The 19649-nt window shown below is 57.9% G+C and carries 18 protein-coding genes; 10 read left to right on the top strand and 8 right to left on the bottom strand.

From position 1 onward, the window contains the following. Positions 1-44 precede the first annotated feature (44 nt). Positions 45-488, bottom strand: coding sequence for a hypothetical protein (locus PQR32_RS06570; protein WP_408223392.1), 444 nt, complete (start codon positions 486-488; stop codon positions 45-47). Positions 489-1075: 587 nt separating this feature from the next. After that, positions 1076-1297: a hypothetical protein gene (locus tag PQR32_RS06565; protein ID WP_408223390.1), complete on the bottom strand. Its 222-nt coding sequence runs from the start codon at positions 1295-1297 to the stop codon at positions 1076-1078. A 298-nt stretch (positions 1298-1595) separates the two neighbouring features. On the opposite strand from PQR32_RS06565, the gene PQR32_RS06560 reads away from it, so the two are divergent. Continuing rightward, a complete protein-coding gene (locus tag PQR32_RS06560) occupies positions 1596-1943 on the top strand; it encodes a contractile injection system protein, VgrG/Pvc8 family (RefSeq protein ID WP_408223388.1) in 348 nt (115 codons plus the stop codon). 99 nt (positions 1944-2042) lie between these two features. Here the strand turns inward: PQR32_RS06560 and PQR32_RS06555 are convergent, their stop codons facing one another. From PQR32_RS06555 to PQR32_RS06545, 3 genes are all read right to left on the bottom strand, one after another. Beyond that, positions 2043-2291 carry a PAAR domain-containing protein gene (locus PQR32_RS06555; RefSeq protein WP_408223386.1) on the bottom strand — a complete coding sequence of 83 codons (249 nt, stop codon included), beginning with the start codon at positions 2289-2291 and terminating at the stop codon, positions 2043-2045. A gap of 51 nt (positions 2292-2342) precedes the next feature. Next, positions 2343-2855, bottom strand: a complete 513-nt coding sequence (locus tag PQR32_RS06550; protein WP_408223384.1) for a hypothetical protein — start codon at positions 2853-2855, stop codon at positions 2343-2345. A gap of 155 nt (positions 2856-3010) precedes the next feature. Further along, positions 3011-3415: a hypothetical protein gene (locus PQR32_RS06545; RefSeq protein WP_408223382.1), complete on the bottom strand. Its 405-nt coding sequence runs from the start codon at positions 3413-3415 to the stop codon at positions 3011-3013. Positions 3416-3740: 325 nt separating this feature from the next. Here PQR32_RS06545 and PQR32_RS06540 point away from each other — a divergent pair, with 325 nt between their 5' ends. The 6 genes from PQR32_RS06540 (at position 3741) to PQR32_RS06515 (ending at position 11463) form a co-directional block, all read left to right on the top strand. Continuing rightward, on the top strand, positions 3741-6215 hold the full coding sequence (locus tag PQR32_RS06540) for a type VI secretion system Vgr family protein (RefSeq protein WP_408223380.1): 2475 nt from the start codon (positions 3741-3743) through the stop codon (positions 6213-6215). A gap of 22 nt (positions 6216-6237) precedes the next feature. Further along, on the top strand, positions 6238-7116 hold the full coding sequence (locus PQR32_RS06535; protein ID WP_408223378.1) for a DUF4123 domain-containing protein: 879 nt from the start codon (positions 6238-6240) through the stop codon (positions 7114-7116). 10 nt (positions 7117-7126) lie between these two features. Continuing rightward, positions 7127-9682: a T6SS effector BTH_I2691 family protein gene (locus PQR32_RS06530; RefSeq protein WP_408223376.1), complete on the top strand. Its 2556-nt coding sequence runs from the start codon at positions 7127-7129 to the stop codon at positions 9680-9682. 3 nt (positions 9683-9685) lie between these two features. Further along, positions 9686-10759: a DUF6708 domain-containing protein gene (locus PQR32_RS06525; RefSeq protein ID WP_408223374.1), complete on the top strand. Its 1074-nt coding sequence runs from the start codon at positions 9686-9688 to the stop codon at positions 10757-10759. Between the two features lie 112 nt (positions 10760-10871). Continuing rightward, the gene (locus PQR32_RS06520; protein ID WP_408223372.1) at positions 10872-11243 is read left to right on the top strand and encodes a PAAR domain-containing protein; all 372 of its coding nucleotides are present in this window, start codon (positions 10872-10874) and stop codon (positions 11241-11243) included. A 64-nt stretch (positions 11244-11307) separates the two neighbouring features. Further along, positions 11308-11463 (top strand): hypothetical protein, encoded by a 156-nt coding sequence (locus PQR32_RS06515; protein ID WP_408223370.1) that lies wholly within the window; start codon positions 11308-11310, stop codon positions 11461-11463. A 1175-nt stretch (positions 11464-12638) separates the two neighbouring features. Here PQR32_RS06515 and PQR32_RS06510 read toward each other — a convergent pair. Continuing rightward, positions 12639-13505 carry an AraC family transcriptional regulator gene (locus tag PQR32_RS06510; protein ID WP_408223477.1) on the bottom strand — a complete coding sequence of 289 codons (867 nt, stop codon included), beginning with the start codon at positions 13503-13505 and terminating at the stop codon, positions 12639-12641. A 261-nt stretch (positions 13506-13766) separates the two neighbouring features. Here PQR32_RS06510 and eat point away from each other — a divergent pair, with 261 nt between their 5' ends. From eat to eutC, 3 genes are read left to right on the top strand one after another with little or no spacing between them, the layout of a single operon-like run. Next, positions 13767-15170: an ethanolamine permease gene (gene eat, locus PQR32_RS06505; protein ID WP_132376443.1), complete on the top strand. Its 1404-nt coding sequence runs from the start codon at positions 13767-13769 to the stop codon at positions 15168-15170. Between the two features lie 43 nt (positions 15171-15213). Continuing rightward, positions 15214-16608 carry an ethanolamine ammonia-lyase subunit EutB gene (locus PQR32_RS06500; protein ID WP_408223368.1) on the top strand — a complete coding sequence of 465 codons (1395 nt, stop codon included), beginning with the start codon at positions 15214-15216 and terminating at the stop codon, positions 16606-16608. Beyond that, positions 16605-17402 carry an ethanolamine ammonia-lyase subunit EutC gene (gene eutC, locus PQR32_RS06495; protein WP_408223366.1) on the top strand — a complete coding sequence of 266 codons (798 nt, stop codon included), beginning with the start codon at positions 16605-16607 and terminating at the stop codon, positions 17400-17402. The genes PQR32_RS06500 and eutC overlap by 4 nt, the downstream gene beginning before the upstream one ends. Positions 17403-17406: 4 nt before the next feature. Here the strand turns inward: eutC and PQR32_RS06490 are convergent, their stop codons facing one another. Together PQR32_RS06490 and adh are read right to left on the bottom strand one after the other, a co-directional pair. Then, positions 17407-17802: a DUF779 domain-containing protein gene (locus PQR32_RS06490; protein WP_408223364.1), complete on the bottom strand. Its 396-nt coding sequence runs from the start codon at positions 17800-17802 to the stop codon at positions 17407-17409. Between the two features lie 65 nt (positions 17803-17867). Beyond that, positions 17868-19388, bottom strand: coding sequence for an aldehyde dehydrogenase (adh, locus tag PQR32_RS06485; protein ID WP_408223362.1), 1521 nt, complete (start codon positions 19386-19388; stop codon positions 17868-17870). Positions 19389-19649 lie beyond the last annotated feature (261 nt).

Here is a 19649-nt window from a genome sequence, read left to right as displayed (position 1 = left end):
GTAGCAGGCTCGACGCCAATGTGTATCACGTCATCTCTTTGCAATCATATGGGTGGTGCTGCCGGCGCAGACAGCACGGCTATGTGGACGGTCCACGCGTTCATTTTTGCAACGCTGGCGTCATCCGCGTGAGACAGCACGTAGAAGCCAGAGCTCAGCGGCCCGGGGAGCCGGATGACATCCATCTTTGCAATCGGCTTGAAACTTCGTCGTGTATTGCGCACGCGCTGCATGTTGCGGTTGCGCTCTCGATACGCCGGATGCGCAACTCGATATTCACGCCAGTAGCTCGAGTGGCCTGTGCGCCATCTCGCTTGCGCCCGGGCCTGGTTGTCGCGATAGTCGCTGTCGATGCGGAGCCGGTTGTTCTGCCAATCTCGGCGACGGGCGCGCTGGCACGTCTTCGAGGAGCAATATCGCTGTTGGGGAACATGCGGCAGTGGCGCGAACGCGTTGCCACAGGCGAGACAAAGGCGGGTCGATTTCATGAGTGCCCTCCTGGCCGGGTTGCGACGGGCGGTCGCCGACGCCTCGACCAGCCACCGGCACGACTGGCCTGAAACAGAATTAAGAGGGGCCTACCAGGTAATTGCTTCGTTAATGGCCAAAGCTATTTGCTTGGCAAGTTTGTAGGCCAGCCCCTCGAAACTTGGACATTTCATGACCGCTGAAGTGCAGCGAGATGGGTTGCCCGCGAGCGCAAATTGCTAAAATTGCTTTATCCGAAGCGCAATTTTTTGCGGCTCTTGGTACAAACCTGAGTGACGACTCATGATGGGATAGGACCCGCTCTATCACGTGTCCCGAACGGAGCCGAGATGGCCGAGGAGGGAAGTTCTCAACCGATGCATCCACTTTCTCACGCGATGCGTTCGCGTCGGCCGTAAGTCCTTGCCCAACAAGGCGGCCTTTCTCAGTATTTGCGTCTCGCTACACCATAGGGGCGTCTCCGCCGGTGAGCTGCATCTAGCGGCTCACCGCATAGCGTCAGCGGCCACCAAAGAGGCTTCGAGGTTTTCGCAAAGCTCACCAAATCGGCGGTACTTTAGCAGTTCAGGGACATATCCCTATAAAATTAAAAAAGCGAAGCTAGTGCATGTGAACTGTCATCGCTATAGGATGCGATATCGTCGGCAATTTTTTGATCGACGAAAACAATATTGTGGCGCGCCGCATTGGCTCCGCCGTTAGCATCGGCAACAGGAAGTTGCTCCCACACGGCAACGATCGGGGCTTGTTGGGCATTCGCAAAATTGCAAATCAAAGCGACAAAAACTGATACTGCGATCCTTCGCATAATTTTTCCTATTAATGACCCGTGTCAGACCAATGCATGTTTTCGTGGGGATAATAAGTCACCCCATAGCCGTCGGCATTGCGGTGCACCCAATCTATGTTAACACCCGCGTATGGCGGCACCCGGTCCGGACGCTCGCGCCCTTTGGCAATTTCAAAGGCATGGAACATCAGGTATGAGCGCTGGATGGGTCGAAGCGGGGCATTGATCCGCACTGAGATGTTCGCGTCGCGCATTGCGCCGATAAACGCGCTGGCCTTAAAACTGTGGTCGGCCTAGCGTCAGCTCGTGGCGGGCAATGTGCAGCGCACGAGCTGGGACCACAAGAGCGCGTCGGTGGCGCAGGTATCGGAGACGATGCATCGTCGATCAGGGCGAAGCCGGCAACGACATCGCGCAGCTGCTGCGCGATGCGGTCATCGACGTGCCGCACGCGGGTGATTCGTGGTCGGACTTTGAGCGCGTCAGCAAGTCGCGCATGCTCGCCCGTGAGTTACGCTCGGCCAATGTCGATGGCGTGAGTGGGGTGCGCGATCTGGCCGTCGGGCGATGGTTCGAGTTGAGCGGGCATCGGGAGGTGAATACGCATCCGCAGGAGGAGCGGCAGTTTGTCGTCACGACGCTGCATCATCGATGGGGAGAATAGTCTGCCCAAGACGTTATGAGCCAATTGAAGATGCGCAGGGAATAACACGCTGTCGACGGCGTCCGTCCGCAGCAAGTGAGGCAACCTTATCGCGCGTCTCTAGCTCAAGCTCGAAATCAATCGGCAGCCACAAGTCGCCTGATGCCCATGGCGTGCGATCGGCACGCCGTCGTCCTTCATCGATTCATCAGCCTCGGTAATTACGTTGGGTTTGACGTCGTGCTTTGGACACGACACCTCGTCGCCTTTCCGGGCGACGAACCGGCCATCAAACTGCATCGTCGACGAGGCAGTGATGACCTTTCCCCCGTCGTCGGTATCGTCGCCGAGGCGAATCAGATTCATCATCTCGTTTGCTCCACATGGAAGCTTATAGAAATCGGTCGGACAAGATGACCCTTAGTCCATGTATGTCGTATGGTGGCCCACGAACTTATCGCCTTCGAACGTAAAGCAAAACTTTCCGTGTTCGAATGCTCTATAGACAAGGATGACCCCGACGATGCAAACCTTGTTGCTTTTAGAGTCAAAGGTTACTTTGCCATGATCGCTGGCGTTTCCGCTTTTGTCCGTAGGTCCGGAATACGCATCAATTGGAAGCGGATAAACAACGCCTGAGTTCGTGTCGACGGCGACGACAGAGCGCTGGTGATACCTCGGGTACTCCGAAATTGTCAGCAAAATATAGTGACCATTAAAATTTGGCGCCTGCTGGGAGAGGGCCGAATTTATCGCGGCGACATGTTTATCGTCACAAAAGTTGACTGGACTAAATTGAAATGAACAGTCCTGACTGCGATACGCGATCTCCACTTTTGAAAACTGATGATTGCTCGTGACAGCAGCACTTTGCGCATTGCAGATGAGCGAAGCAACGCTCAAAAGAAATCCAATCAAAATATATTTTTTCATTGCTCGCTTTGTCCTCCACCGCCAGCGATGCCAAAACTGCAGGGCCGTGATCTGCATCTCTCCCCGAACTGCAGCTATCGTCCATCGGGCCTTTCTGACGTCCTAGGTGAACTAAACAGAGACGTCCGTCGTTCGCGCGTAGTCTCAACAATTCATCAATGTTTTTGATAACGCGACACGCCAACAAAGACGTCATTGTCTGCGCCGTAGATCGTATCGACTACCACGACGACTTCGTTCTTCTGCCATAACCATGCGCACTGCCCTTCGCCTACATCTGAGCAGGCTTCCATCTCCGGTCGTCCCGCGCAGCGATCGTCAGTTGGAGCGCATTCGAGCGCATCCTGTGCGTGGTATGGAGTCCACCCAGCTTTGAGCATTTTCTGACGCACGCTGACGTAACTTTCGTTCTTCTTGAGGTGCGGCATACCAGGATAGTGCAACGACACCGCCTCAGTCGCCAGACACTGACCAACAGACAGCGCCATCAACAAAACAATCACAAATTTTTTCATTCTTTCCGCGTCCGCTTGGAAGGTTAAGCGCATATTGGGGCGCATCAACATTCCGACAGATGCACCCCCTCAATCAAAATTCGTTACAGCGGTCCGTCTTGCCGCATCTCTGCAATTTCCTCAAGAATTTTGCGAAGCTTCGCTGTCGAAACACTGTTGGCGGAATTCGCTAATCCGTTTACGGCTGACATTTCCGATCCACCAATCATCGTGGTGTCAAGCAATAGTTACCCATTTTGCGTATTGCATTATTTATAGGAAATAATTTCCGATCAAGTTGCGCGAGAAATGCATCTATTACATTTGACACTTTTCGTCTGGAGATTCTGTAAAATTCCGTCACCGATCGGGGCAGCAATAAGAGGGAATCGTGGTGACCAATCTTGCTCAAGACTTTCAAAAAGTCTTTGCGGACCGCCAGCAAAGCAGACTGCTACGCTTAACTTTTCCGCATGGCGACGCGCCATACTCCACATTGCTTGCAAATCGACTGACAGGCACAGAAAGTCTGTCGCGTGATTTCGAATTCAAGGTCGAAATCCTTTCAGATAACGCGTCACTCTCCCTTAAAGAATTCCAGGGGAAGATGATTACCGTAGAACTTGCGCGAGCGGACGGAACGTCGCGCTATTTTAACGGCTATATATTTGCGTTCCGACACGTCAAAACCGACGGTTCCGTTGCCTTCTATGAAGCTACGATCGGCCCATGGTTGCGTTTTCTGAGCCTTCGCACGAACAACCGCCTGTTCCAGGACCAGGATCTGCATACGCAGACAACGACGCTGCTGCAGGACTACGGCGTACTTCCCGACTGGGACTGGAAGGTGGCCGGCACGGACTCCGTTATGACAATGGCGGTCCAATACGGCGAGAGCGATCACAACTACCTGCACCGCAGGTGGGAAGCGGCTGGTTTCTATTATTGGTACGAGCACACGGAAAAATCGCACAAGCTCATCGTCTCCGATGCGTCGATTAACGCAAAGCAGATCGATGGAAATTCCGCGTCCGTGCCATTCCAGCGGGATTCGGGCTCCAAGGTTGAAGACGGTTTGGCGCTCTGGAGCCCGGTGCGGTCAGTCATGCCGGGGCAGTACACGGTCGCGCGCTTCGATTTCAAGAGCCCGCGGCCGGCGACTGCCGGGGTGCCCACCATAAACCAGCAAGGTGGCGTACCGAATCTCGAACAATATGAATACGTCGGCGCCTACGGCTTCGGGGGCAGCCAGGACGGTGATGGGTTGTCGAAGCGTCGTATGGAAGAGATCGAGGCCGTCGCAAAGCGGTTTGAGGGCGAAGGCAACAACCGCTACGTGATGCCTGGGCGCTGGTTCGAGTTGACCGATCACTTCGGGCATGCCGAGGGCTCTCAAGACGACAACCAGTTCCTTGTTGTCGAGGTCGACCACGTCGCCAGTAACAACTATCTTCAGGGTGTCGATGCGCCGTCCGACTATCACAACGACGTCATCGCAATCCGCAAGAAAATTCCGTGGCGTCCCGGGCGTGGATACAACAGTGTAGATACGCGCATCAACGCGCCCCAGACTGCAACTGTTGTGGGACCGTCGGGACAGAGCGTTCACACCGACAAATACGGCCGTTGCCGCGTCCAGTTTCACTGGGATCAATCCGCCAGGGGCGACGAAAGCAGTTCTGCGTGGGTTCGTGTGGCGACCGCGTGGGCAGGCGGCGACCAGGGATTTGTTGCGCTACCACGCGTGGGTTCGGAAGTGATCGTGCAATGGCTGGAGGGTAGTCCCGACAGGCCCATCATTACTGGCCGCGTCCACAACGAATCGAATTTGCCGTCTTGGCAATTGCCCGACCAGAGCGCCCTCATGGGGTTCCGGAGCCGGGAACTCTCCGGCGCCAACGGCAACATGGCCAGTGGCCGGAGTAACCATCTGCTCTTCGACGACACGAAGGACCAGATCCAGACGCAGTTGCGAAGTGACCACGAGGCGAGTCAGCTTTCGCTCGGACACATTACCCGCGTCGAGGACAACACGGGTCGACAGGACGGTCGCGGTGAGGGCTTCGAACTGCGCACCGACAGCGTTGGCGCGATCCGGTCAGGCAAGGGCCTGCTGATCAGCACGGATGCCCGCCCGCTCGCGAAGTCCCATATTTCCGATATCAATGAGGCGACTACAAGACTGGGTAAGTCCCAGACGCTGCAGGCGCAACTCGGAAAGCTCGCTCAGCAGCATAGCGCGCAGGAAAGCGGCGGCGACCAGTCGGATGTGGCCGACGCGCTTCAATCCCAGAATGATGGGCTGAAAGGCTCCTCCACCGGCGGTAATGGCTCATTTCCTGAACTGAACGAGCCGCAACTTCTTGTAGCAAGTGCGGCCGGCACCGCGGTGTCGAGCACGGGGTCGACGCACGTCGCGAGTGGCGAGCATACGGCCCTGACGGCAGGCTCGAACATCTCGCTTGGTGCGGGCAAATCGATTTTTGCATCGGCGTCCGAGAAACTGTCGATCTTCGTTCACCGCATGGGCATGAAGCTGATTGCCGCGAGCGGGAAGGTACAGATCCAGGCGCAGAACGACGAACTCGAACTACTCGCGAAGAAAGTCGTCGGCATTATCAGCACCACCGACTGGGTCAATATCACGGCGAAGCAGGGAATCCGCCTGACCGCTGGCAATAGCCAGTTTGTCGTCAGTGCTGAAGGCATTAACGGCTTTACACCTGGCGGAAATACAATTCACGCTGCAAACCACGGGACGCTGGGGCCTCAAAGTATTCCAGCCCAGTTCCCTGGCGCCGACCTGTGCCAGACCATGACGAACAGCGCGGCCGAAGCGGGGAGCGCCTCTGTGCCGCTTGCTTAGGGAGAGGGGAGAAAAAACAATTATGGATGCCCTATTGCGCGCGGCGCCAGCACCGCAGGCGCCTTTTAGCCGAGGCTATGTTCTCATCGAAACGGCCACGATAGGTTACGCCACAGGACTTGAGACATTGTCCAGCGTGCCTTGCGCGCCGGCAGCCCTTTCGCATCGCATTGAATTGATGCCGCGCCTCGTCAATATGAGTGCGCTGAGCCCCGAGCAGCAGACTGCAATCGAGGAGGTCATGCGTGACGAGCTTGACGGCGATCGCCCGCCAGTCATCTGTGCATGGCTACAAAGTTCCTGGCCTGTGGATCAACTCGCCGAACACGTGGCCCGTTACCTCGTCGGCCCTGGCGCCAACGGCAGCCCGGTGCTATGGCGATATTACGATCCGCGTGTGATTTCGCTTGCGACGAGCGTGCTTGAGCCGGCCAAGTTGTCCGCATTGCTCGGTCCAGTGGACACATGGACGCTACCGGCCGTCGGACGGTGGTGGACGATTAGCGGTGACGGGCGCGAGGCGCCCCCCCTTGAAGGAATAACGCCGGCCTGGCCAACACCCGCGCAATGGGAACGGATTGAGTACAGCGACCTCGCGGCCCGCGCGCTCGCTCGACTCAGTGACCAAAAGTACGATTTCAGAGATCTATCCAGGCTGATGGGCGCGCTGTGCAAGAGTTTCGATGTTGCGAAACAGAAGGCCGGGATTTCGGACCCCGACGCGCTTATTGACTATGCGGTCCATGACATGCGTTATGGCCGCGCTTTCACCGAACACAAGAAGCTTGAGCAGGCGTGGCCGGCAATCCGGCGCGGCGAACTTACATGGCCGGGGGCCCTTGCGCTACTTACGTCCGCCGATTTCGAATCACTAAAAGATCAACACGCCGTCATCGCCTGAAGGACCGACCATGCCCGTATCCTGCAACCTGTGTGACCGCAAATCGCTACTACTTTACCCGGTGCGATATGCCGTAGCCTGTCCTCACGGTGCCGCGAAGGCGCCGGCCCTGGAAGGTAACTTCAAGATCGACTCCACGAAGGCTCCGGCTACGGTCGGAACCGCCAAATACACCCTTCGGGCCATGCGGGCTGGCTACCTCTACGTCTACGAGGAAAAGCGCAAACGCCTCAAAGCGTACATGGTCCTGCCGAGCGGCATGATGTGGAGTTTCATTCCGGGAATGATGCCTCCCAATCCAGCGGCCGTTCCGACGACCTGTATGGATCGACAGCAACTTTCGCTCGGCTACTGCATCGATGTTGAACACAGCGACTCCGATCCTGCGACCAATATCTGGATCGGATGGTCCAACGTCCTCTGGACCAAACGGCTCGTCGGCCAGGCCGACGACGCAGGGTGGCGGATGCTTCATATGCAATGCATCAACGTGCCTTCCATGCTTTCAGGAGGTGCCACTGATACGGGCGAATTTCAGGCGAGCCATCCAAAAGTCGCCCATTTTGCAATGGACGAAAAGGCGATGAAGACAGCCTTCAAGTTCAGCAATACAGATCCCAGGATGGAAACCCGTCAACATACGGAGGCGCCTCGCATTGCAGCCGCCATGGCACGTTCTCCGATGAAAAAAGGATTCGTCGTTGCAGTGAACGACCCAGTCGGACTGACCAACGATCTCGGCGAACTCGTTGTGCCCAGCATCGACAGCGGATTCAACGCAGACGTTTATCGCGGATCAATCGCCAAACAGTTGCTTGCCCGCGCGGAGCAGGGAATTCGTGCGCAGGCCAGCGAAGAAGCGGGATTCGAATATCGCACGTCGGAAATGGTCAACCAGGCGAACCAGAATCCCATGTCGTATTCCACGGGAGGTCCTCCCGTCGATATCATCGGCGCGTGGAAATTCGTGACCGGGTCGATCAAGGCCGGCGGCATTTCGAATTACAACGCACAGCAGGCCGCCCAGGACAAAGAGTATGGCGCCGACGAGGCAGGACATCAGAAAGCTGCTGCAGACGAAGCGTGGGACGAGGCGAGCCACACCGGAGAGGGTAGTGCACGCAAGTCTTCGATCGATCGCAAGCATCTGGATAATTTCCCGAAGGAATACAAAGACGCGCTCGACAAGTTCAAGCCCCAATGGGACGAGCTGGTGAAGGCGCATGCCGGATGGCTCAACTGCAAACTTCTGTCAGACTGGATGAGCGGCGTTCATGATGATGCAGATATTCGCAGTGGGTACGCGTACAGCGAGTCGTGCTCTCAAAGCATCGGCAGTGCGGCAGCCACAGATGCGTGCGGCAAGGTCCTGAACGACTGGCTCGAGACCGGACAGCTTACAAACAATCGCAATCTGTATGCGCGCGCACTCCTTTTCAACCAGAAGCAGTTGATCGATGCGGCTCAGGCGCAGATCCACAAGTCTGATATCCAATACGAAAATTTTCTTAACCTCTACAAGCAAGCGCTCGCGCGTGTAAAACCCGGCGAAGCAGCGCGGCTTCTCGATAAGCTTGTCCTGACAACCGGAAGCGTGATCGTCAAGGCCTTGACCAAAGGCGCGCGCAGCGTTGCCTTCGTGCCTATCATGATCCGGCTGTCGCTTCATTCCGGGACGGTCATCCGGGCAAGCTCCCAATCGAAAGCCGAGTTGCGTGCATGGGCGATCGACGAGGCGAAAAAGGCCGGCATCAAACTGGAGACGGATCGGACGCAAACACGCGCCGACGCACTCAAGGCCGCAAAGTCTGCGGTCAAGGCAGGTCCGAAGTCCGACGTCAGTGTGGTCATCTACGAGCTCGATGTCGACGCGCTCGAAAAGGCGGGCAAGATCGAAGCTGGATCTATCAAGGCCGTTAAGCTGCCCGGCGCGGATAAAGTGAAGGCCTGGCTCGGTTCTTCGGCTCCTGAGGCATTCCATCTTGGCGTGGCCACATTCATCTTCCAGCTCTTCACGCTCCAGGCCGCAGTCGAGGACGTTGCTGGCAACGACCGGTTCAATCGTGTGGAAACTGACACAAAGGCTGCAGCGGCAGTCATCAACATTGTCGGAGCCATGATGGAAACCGTCTCGGAGACTGTGGAAAAGGGGCCCACCCATCCTCTATCGGCGTTTATTCTGAAACAGTGGTCGTTGGGTGAAAGGGAACTGGCAGGGCTTAAGCTAGGCGGTAGGGCCCTCGGCGCGATCACCGGCGCTGCATTAGCTGTTTTCGACGTAATGAACGCGGTAGAGTCCTTCAAGAAAGAAGAATTTGGCCTCACTGCACTGTACGCAGGAAGCTCGATTCTCGGTTTCTATGTCGCGGCTTTCGCCATCACTGGCGCAATTCCCGGCTTCTGGATCGTCCTGGCCGCTTCAATCTTAATCGCGCTTGCCATTGCGCATTACAAAGCATCTGCAATGAAAGACTGGATCAGTCGGTCTTATTTTGGTACGGGCGAGGAGAAATATCCGACGCTTGAGGAAGAGTTGAGCGCATTCAACTCTGCGGCAGGAGGCTAAGGTATGGATGAACGTTTGATGAAAAAGTGCATCGGTCTTTCCGTGCCGGAATGGGACATGGCGCACCGCCTCCCGATCAATCGTCTTGTTGGACCTGACATGTGGGATAGCGGAACAATTTTTCGCTTTAATTCCGCTTACATGGACGTGACTGACCAGTCATTCATGGAAAAACAATGGATGATGGGCGCTGCGCTTATTGCATCGATAGCGATTGGGTGCGGCCTGTTTTTTCTCGCGTTGTTTATGAGCAATCCTCATGCGCCGCTATTCCTATACGTAATTCCAGCGGTCTTCGTCGGCGGTTTCGGATTCCTTTTAATCCGCTTCGGGCGCGGCGTTATGTTTTCGCTGACTCGCATGCCCATTCGCTTCCATAGAAAAGCACGCAAGCTGTTCACCGTACGTGGGCGACGTTACTTTGGCGCGAAGAACCAAGGCGATCACGTTTGGGAGATTCCTTGGGACGAAGAAGAATTATTTTGCTTGCACAAGGAAGTAACCCAGTTCGGCACTGTCTATCACATCCGGCACTACGCGCTCGACGCCGAAGGCAAAGTCGCCCGCGTGTTCTCTATTGGACGCGAGTGGACCGGAAAGCCAGAGATCGAGATTCTGCTAGCACAATGGAACTACTGGTGTACCTTCATGAATGAAGGACCGCAAGCGTTGCCCAAGCCGATGTTGTTCCATACAGAGCGCGAAACACCGCGGGAGTCGTTCCTGTATTCACTCTATGGTTTCGGGCTCACCGGCTCGCTTTTCTGGCGACTTATCACCATGCCGCTGGTGCTGATCTTTACACCATTGCGGATGCTTGCCATCGCCACGTCCCGGGCGCCTGTCTGGCCAGAATCGATCGAGGAGATCAGTCAGATCGATCCAAACGATGCGTATGCTGAGCCGAGAAGCGGTACTCCGGTCGGTTGGGCAGAGACCGTTCTGGCGCAACAGCGCAAAGAATATCCCGACGCACCGCAACGCAAAACAGAGGGATGGTCTGGCGTAAAGGACGGCGTCGAAAACGCTAATCAGTGGGCTCTTGATCAGCCGCCGAAGAACTTGGCGGGCGGCTAACGGTGCAGAGTGCTGTTGACGCGCAATTGACTATTCACTTGCACCACCAGCGGCTTTTCGAGTTCTCGCGAGGCGCACTCGTCGCGCGACGATTCGGCAGGACGGGCTGGCGATGGATGTGGTCGCTAATCGAAGACAGTCGGACCAAACGAATCGGTCAGAAAGGGGCTTCACGAAGATGCTACGAAAAATCATTCTTGTCGGCGACCCACCGAGCACCGGGGGCGCTGCTCTGCCTCATGACGGAACCTACATCACTGGCGTTGACGGCAGGCCCGCCGCGCTCATTGGCGGGAAGGTCTCATGCAGTGCCTGTCAGACCACCGGCGTCATCTTCAAGGCTGGTGGTCCATACCGAAAGCGGAACAATGGGCAAGAGATCGCCCTCGAGGGAGACCGCGTCCGCTGCAAGTGTGAAGTCAATCCGACCATGGTATCCGCAGCGGGCTACGACTGGCTGCCGCAGGTTGACGATCAGATTTGAAGGACGTGGTGAGTATGTGCACCACTCCCGGCAGTTTCAGCTTAAAGACGCGAATGGATCCTCGATGCCTGCTACGCACTACACGGCAAAATTGCCGGATAACGAACTGCGGCATGGCATAACCGATGACGAAGGCATGACCGAACTGTACGAAACAGATGGACCAAAAAGGATTGAGATCCATACGGGGCACTTACCTGCCGAACAGGACAACGCGTGAGCGGGCCAATTGTCACCAGCACCACCACTGCTAATGGGGGGCCTGTAGTAGTTGGACAGTCGTCGCGCATAGCGATTCAATTGCAGTCTTTCCTCACAGGGTAAGGTGCACGGCTTCGAGGATTTTTCGACCCTTTTACTATCCCGACAGTGAAGGGTACTGTACCGCCGGATGGGGCCACCTGCCTGCGGCAGCGTTACGCCGCGCAACCATGGCGGAGGCGGTCGTTGAATAGGCGGCCGCATCAACACGCGAACCACTGTCGGCGGCTGCTCGCTGCGCCACGCTGATACGAAGCCGGGCATCCCGGCCACGACCGTCGACAACTCCTTGCGGCCGACGCTATCCCACCCCGCAGCAAATCTCTTCGCCACGTGGCGCGCCAATCCGTTCATCCAGCCGCCGGCCTCGCCTAGTGCGAGCGTCATCCGCTCGACCATTCCCACAGGCTCAGCCGGGCCGGCCAGCATGGCATCGGCAATCGCGTAGGTGACGTGTTGCAGCGAAGATAAAGACATAGCAAAGGAGGGCGGGGCGGCCAGTCAACGCGTCTTGTGCTGCGTGAGCGGATTTGCGCAACGCGCAACTGAGGCTCATGCGACGAACTGCGGAGTAGTGTCGATCCACGGGGTAGCCCCGTAGTGCCCGGAACCAATATGGCCTGCATCCAGGCGTGCTTGACCAGCCGTCCCGCGTGGGGACGATAAGCGACCCGCCCGGAGCTTGTCAACGCGTTGGCCGTACGAAGCGATTTTTCGCCATGATGGACGGCGACAATCTGACGGTTGCGTCGTCGCAGGGAGCTGACGCAGCGCATGTTCGTGCAGAACCAACGGGATGCGGTGGGGCGACGTCAAGCCCTCCTGGTTATCCACAGCCCCCTCTGGACAACTCTTGTACAAGCCACCTGACACGTTGTGGGTGAAACCTTGATAAAAACGCCGCGTCGTCGGGTCACACAAAAGTTGTCCCTGGCTCCGTGTTCCTGTCCGCGCACGCTCCGCAGGGTTATCGATTCCGCAGTGCCTTGATCCGTATACGAAGTTTCAGGTTATCCACAGCAGGATGCGAGGCTTGTTAACTATTACTACGTATACATATACAAAGACTATAAAAACCAGAGAGGCAACCGCGCGGTTCGCTGCACAAGCGAGCAGAGCCGGGCAGGTATACGCTCAAGCCAACGGTAAACAGATCTCCGTAGTGAGATCCGCCGGCGCCGTATCCTTCGGGCTATTCAAATACTCTTCGAACACCGGCGCATCGGCCGCTTCTCGCCCGGACTGCACGAGCCACGTTCCGTACAGCCACTCATACGCGGCACGCATATCGCTATAGGGTCCTTGATGCCGCAACACCGCATACTCGCCCCCCTTCACATGCGCCACCGAAACCGGCGGACTCACCGTCACAGATGCCTGAACGGGATGCGGCAACAACACCCCAGCCTTCGACCGCAACTCACTCTCCGCAACCACGCCCGGATCGTCGTAGTAAACGCCGATCATGCGCATCTCAGCCGCGAGTAAATTGTGTTTTGCGAGCCAGCCAAACAGTGCGTCGAACGCTTTGCCGATCTGCATATACGGTCCAACGTGATCCACCGACAAAACCTCCATCGGCTCCACGTGACGAATCACCACTTCACGCATCGTCATTTGATCGTCTCCTGATAGCGCCGGCCGAAACCGGCTATGGGTGCCTTGCTTGCGATACTGCGCCGGCAGCATGCCGAACGCCGCGCGAAAAGTGCGGGAAAAAGATTGCAGACTGCTGTAGCCGGAGCGCTCGGCAATTTCCGCAATCGGCATGGAGCCATTCGCCAGATAGCCGGCCGCGCGGTGCAGCCGTAAACGCCGCACCGTGGTGGCCACCGTCTCGCCATACATCGCCTGATAAATCCGGTGCCAGTGGTACGGCGACAGACAGGCGATTTCCGCCAGACGATCGATGTCGAGCGGCTCGTCGAGATGATCGTAAATATGGTCGAGCACGCGGCCGAGCCGGGTTTCATAGCGAGCCCGATTACCTGATTCAGTCATGTCTGGGTGAACACAAAATGAACACAAAAATTGTCGAGCGGATGCGCACGAAAGTACCACGTCCCCATTTACCAAATCCTGCGAACTTCACGGTTAACTCGATGCGGAGTTAAGCGCCCGCTGACACTGCACTGCCCAGAACTTTGCCGAATTTCGATAACACCTCGAATAATGGCTCACTACTATCGGCTGAAGCCTGTCCGCCCAATGCACCGCAAAGCCTTGCGGCGTCGAGCCGGCGGCACCATCAGGGAGCACCCGATGAAATCAGAGTCCAAAAATCAGCACGTCGGCAAAGTCACGCATCACGAGTTGAAGCAGACGCTCGGCACGTGGCAACTGTGGGGCATCGCGGTCGGCCTCGTCATTTCCGGCGAGTATTTTGGCTGGAGCTATGGCTGGGCGAGCGCCGGCACGCTCGGCTTCGTCATCACGGCGATTTTCATTGCCGCGATGTATACGACGTTCATTTTCAGTTTCACCGAGCTCACCACATCGATTCCACACGCGGGCGGCCCGTTCGCCTACGCCCGCCACGCTTTTGGTCCAACCGGCGGTTATCTGGCCGGCGCGGCGACACTTGTCGAATTCGTGTTTGCGCCGCCGGCCATCGCGCTCGCGATCGGTGCGTACCTGCACGTGCAGTTTCCGGGTCTCGAACCGAAACACGCGGCGATGGGCGCGTATCTCATCTTTATGGCGCTGAATATTGTCGGTGTGCAGATTGCCGCGGCGTTCGAGTTGTGCGTGACGTTGCTCGCGATCTTCGAACTGTTGGTTTTCATGGGCGTCGTGTCGCCCGGTTTTCAGTGGTCGAATTTCACGAAGGGTGGCTGGTCCGGCGCCGACACCTTCAGCATGGGTTCGTTTCACGGCATGTTCGCGGCGATTCCGTTCGCCATCTGGTTTTTCCTCGCGATCGAAGGCGTGGCAATGGCCGCCGAAGAAGCCAAGAACCCGAAGCGCTCGATTCCGATCGCCTACGTCGCCGGCATTCTGACGCTGGTGGTGCTCGCCATCGGCGTGATGGTGTTTGCCGGCGCCGCAGGCGACTGGACCAAGCTGTCGAACATCAACGATCCGCTGCCGCAGGCGATGAAATTCATCGTCGGCGAACATAGCGGCTGGATGCATATGCTGGTGTGGCTCGGCCTGTTCGGACTCGTCGCGTCGTTCCACGGCATCATCCTCGGCTATTCGCGGCAAATCTTCGCGCTGGCTCGCGCCGGCTATCTGCCGGAGTGGCTCTCGAAGGTGCATCCGCGCTTCAAGACGCCGCATCGCGCGATCATTGCGGGCGGCGTGGTCGGCATCGCGGCGATCTACAGCGACGAACTGATCCAGTTCGGCGGCCAGACGCTGACGGCGAACATCGTGACGATGTCGGTATTTGGCGCTATCGTGATGTATATCATCAGCATGTTGTCGCTGTTCAAGCTGCGCCGCACCGAACCGAATATGGAGCGCCCGTTCCGCGCGCCGCTGTTTCCGGTCTTTCCGGCGTTCGCACTGGTGGCCGCGGTCATCTGTCTGGCGACGATGGTGTACTTCAATTTTCTGGTGGCGATCGTGTTCGCAATCTTTCTCGCGCTGGGCTACGTCTACTTCCTGATGACGCGCCATCAACGCGAAGCCGCGCCGGCGGACGCCTTGCTCGAGGAATGACGGATCGAGCCGCTGCGCGAGCAGCGGCGATGGAGTCGTAAAGATGAGCTACACCGAGACGATCGGCAGCCGCACGTATCGCTTTGCCGATCTGAAAACCCTGATGGCGAAGGCCAGCCCGCAACGTTCCGGCGACCAGCTCGCGGGCGTGGCGGCAGCGAGCGAGGAAGAACGCGTCGCGGCCAAGATGGCGCTCGCGCAGGTGCCGCTGCGCACCTTCCTCAACGAAGCGCTGATCCCCTACGAAAGCGACGAGGTCACGCGTCTCGTGATCGACGATCATTCGCCGCAGGCGTTCGCCGAGATCTCTCACCTCACGGTCGGTGACTTTCGCAACTGGCTGCTGAGCACCACGACCGATGCCGACGCGCTCACGCGTATCACCGCGGGCCTCACGCCGGAGATGGTCGCGGCGGTGTCCAAACTGATGCGCAATCAGGATCTGATCGCGGCGGCGCGTAAACGTCCGGTGATTACGCGTTTTCGCAACACGGTTGGTTTACCGGGGCACATGTCGGTGCGTTTGCAACCGAACCATCCGACCGACGACGTCAAAGGCATTGCCGCCTCGATGCTCGATGGCCTGATGTACGGCTGCGGCGACGCGATGATCGGCATCAACCCGGCCAGCGACAATCTCGCCGCGATCACCAAGCTGTTGCTGATGATCGACGACTTCCGCCAACGCTATCAGGTGCCGACGCAATCGTGCGTGCTGACTCACGTCACCAACACGATTGCCGCAATTGAGAAAGGCGCGCCGGTCGATCTCGTGTTTCAGTCGATCGCGGGCACGGAGAAAGCGAACGCGGGCTTCGGCATTTCACTCGCGCTGCTGCAGGAAGCGTATGAAGCGGGACTCTCGCTGAAACGAGGTACGGTCGGCAATAATCTGATGTACTTCGAAACCGGGCAGGGCAGCGCTTTGTCGGCTGATGCGCATTTCGGCGTGGACCAGCAGACTTGCGAAGTGCGCGCCTATGCGGTCGCGCGCAAGTTCAATCCGTTCCTGGTGAACACGGTGGTCGGCTTCATCGGCCCGGAGTATCTATACGACGGTAAGCAGATCACGCGCGCCGGTCTTGAAGATCACTTCTGCGGCAAACTGCTCGGCGTGCCGATGGGTTGCGACATCTGCTATACGAACCATGCGGAAGCCGATCAGGACGACATGGACAATCTGCTCACGCTACTCGGCGTAGCGGGCATCAACTTCATCATGGGCATTCCAGGCGCGGATGACGTCATGCTGAACTATCAGAGCACGTCCTTCCACGACGCACTTTACGTGCGGGACGTACTCGGTTTGCGTCGCGCGCCGGAATTCGAAGAATGGCTGGAGTCGATGCAGATCACCGATGCGCGCGGCGCGTTGCTGAGCGCATCGACACAACAACCTTTGCTGGAAGGCGCGCGCGACTGGATGGGCATTGCATGAGCGACTTCCTCGAAAAGAATCCATGGAACGCGCTGCGGCAGTTCACCAACGCGCGCATCGCGTTGGGCCGCGCGGGCAATAGTTTGCCGACCGCGCCGCTGCTCGCGTTCAACCTGTCGCACGCGCAGGCGCGCGACGCTGTGCATCATCCACTCGATACGGACGTGTTGCACGAGAAATTGCGCGCGCAAAACTTCAAGACGCTCGACGTGCATAGCGCCGCGCCGGATCGCGAGCATTATTTGCGGCGTCCCGATCTTGGCCGACGTTTATCGGACGAGAGTCGCGTGGCGCTGGCAGCGGTGCCGAACGATTCGCCCGAAGTGGTCTTCGTGATCGGCGATGGTCTGTCGGCGTTCGCCGCGTCGAAGCAATCGATCCCGTTGCTGCAAGCTGTCGTTCCGCGCCTCGCGGATTGGAAGATCGGACCGGTCGTGGTCGCGCGCCAGGCGCGCGTCGCGCTGGGTGACGAGATCGGCGAGTTGCTGAATGCGAAACTGGTGGTAATGCTGATCGGTGAGCGGCCGGGTTTGAGTTCGCCCGATAGCCTCGGAATTTATCTGACGTACGCGCCGAAAGTCGGCTGTAGCGACGCGCAGCGCAACTGTATTTCAAATGTGCGTCCCGAAGGACTCGACTATCCGTTAGCCGCACACAAACTGCACTATCTGCTGACGCATGCAAGGCGTTTGGGTCTGACCGGCGTCGGCCTGAAAGACGACAGCGATGCGCTGCTGGCAGATACACCAGCGGCACCCGCCGTTAGCGACGATTCAAACTCGAGCGGAACGTAAGCGTTCAGGCATCGACACGCTCGACCGGATGCGTTTCCAGCCACGCATTCTCTTCGTCCTCGAACAGACGGGAGCGTGTCAGGAACCGCAAACCGGTTGGCCGCTCCAAAGAAAACATTCCACCATTTCCCGGCACCGCGTCGATGATCAACTGCGTGTGCTGCCAGTATTCGAATTGCGATTCGCTCATGTAGAACGGCACGCCCGCAATCGTGCCGAGTTTGACATCGGACGAGCCGACCATGAACTCACCCTGAGGAAACATCATCGGCGCGCTGCCGTCGCAGCATCCACCGGATTGATGGAACAGCACCTCGCCATGCTCCGCGCGCAACTTGTCGATCAAGTCGACCGCGGCCGGCGTTGCGATTACGCGAGCGACTTCCTTCTCATCAGCCATCACATGCCCTCGCAGAAAAAAGAGCGAGCCGCGCAATGCGGCCCGCTCGAACAGGAACGCGACGCTTAGAAGAAACCGAGCGGCTTGTCGCTATAGCTGACCAGCAGGTTCTTGGTCTGCTGATAGTGGTCGAGCATCATCTTGTGATTTTCACGTCCGATGCCCGACTGCTTGTAGCCGCCGAATGCCGCATGCGCCGGATAGGCGTGATAGCAGTTGGTCCACACGCGGCCTGCCTGAATCTGCCGGCCGAAGCGATAGGCGCGCGTGCCGTCGCGCGTCCACACGCCGGCGCCCAGACCATAGAGCGTGTCATTGGCGATTTCGAGCGCTTCTTCTTCGGTCTTGAACGTCGTGACCGATACCACCGGTCCGAAGATCTCTTCCTGGAAGATGCGCATCTTGTTGTGGCCACGGAAGACGGTCGGCTTCACGTAATAGCCTTTGCTCAACTCACCGTCGAGCGCATTGCGTTCGCCGCCGATCAGGCATTCGGCGCCTTCCTGCTTGCCGAGGTCGACATACGAGAGGATCTTTTCCAGCTGTTCCTGCGAGGCCTGCGCGCCGATCATCGTCTTGGTGTCGAGCGGATGCCCTTGCGTAATCGCCGCGACGCGCTTGAGCGCACGTTCCATGAAGCGGTCATAGATCTTTTCATCGATCAATACACGCGATGGGCATGTGCACACCTCGCCCTGATTCAGCGCGAACATCGTGAAGCCTTCGAGCGCCTTGTCGAAATAGCTGTCGTCGGCGTTCATCACGTCGTCGAAGAAAATGTTCGGGCTCTTGCCACCGAGTTCGAGCGTGACAGGAATGATGTTCTGGCTCGCGTACTGCATGATCAGACGGCCAGTCGTGGTCTCGCCGGTAAACGCGATCTTGGCGATGCGCTTGCTGGAAGCGAGCGGCTTGCCGGCTTCCAGACCGAAGCCGTTCACCACGTTCAGCACGCCTGCGGGCAGCAGGTCCTGAATCAGTTCGACGAGCACGAGAATCGAGGCGGGCGTTTGCTCGGCCGGCTTGAGCACGACGCAGTTGCCGGCGGCGAGTGCGGGCGCGAGCTTCCACACGGCCATCAGGATCGGGAAATTCCACGGAATGATCTGGCCGACGACGCCGAGCGGCTCATGAAAGTGATACGCAACGGTGTCGTGATCGATCTCGGAGATCGACCCTTCCTGCGCGCGCACGGCGCCGGCGAAATAGCGGAAGTGATCGATCGCGAGCGGAATGTCGGCGGCCATGGTTTCGCGCAACGGCTTGCCGTTGTCGATCGTCTCAGCCACGGCGAGACGTTGCAGGTTCGCTTCCATCCGGTCGGCGATGCGGATCAGGATGTTCGAGCGATCGCCGGCAGACGTCTTTCCCCACGCCGTTTTCGCACGATGCGCGGCGTCGAGCGCGAGTTCGATATCGGCTTCACGCGAACGCGGGATCGACGTAAACGCCTCGCCGGTGATCGGCGACACGTTGTCGAAGTACTCGCCGCCCGTGGGCTTCACCCATTCGCCGCCGATAAAATTCGCATACTGCTTCTTGTACGGGAATTCGGTGGTCAGAAATTGCATCTCTGCGTGATTCATCTGTGTGCTCCTCACATGTTTGAATGGGCTATATTCGGCTCGATATATCGCTTGGCCGTGAGAGGCTAGAGCCAGAAGTGTGCCAATGCACCGCGCTGGTGACCCTTGCACGCGTAGCAGGCACTCGCGCACGGCTTGGGGCGTCACGCTGTTCAACGGACGCAAGGTGAGCGTTTCGTTTCTGAGCAGTGTGTGCAGTGCTGTTCATCAATTGAACACCGGATTTGATGTCTGCCGATACAAAGGCGTGGGCACGGATCG

The sequence above is a fragment of the Paraburkholderia dipogonis genome, assembly GCF_046027395.1.
In the GTDB taxonomy this organism is placed as follows: domain Bacteria; phylum Pseudomonadota; class Gammaproteobacteria; order Burkholderiales; family Burkholderiaceae; genus Paraburkholderia; species Paraburkholderia dipogonis_A.
The sequence above is the reverse complement of the archived record's forward strand: the minus strand, read 5'-3'. Positions and strand labels throughout refer to the sequence as shown.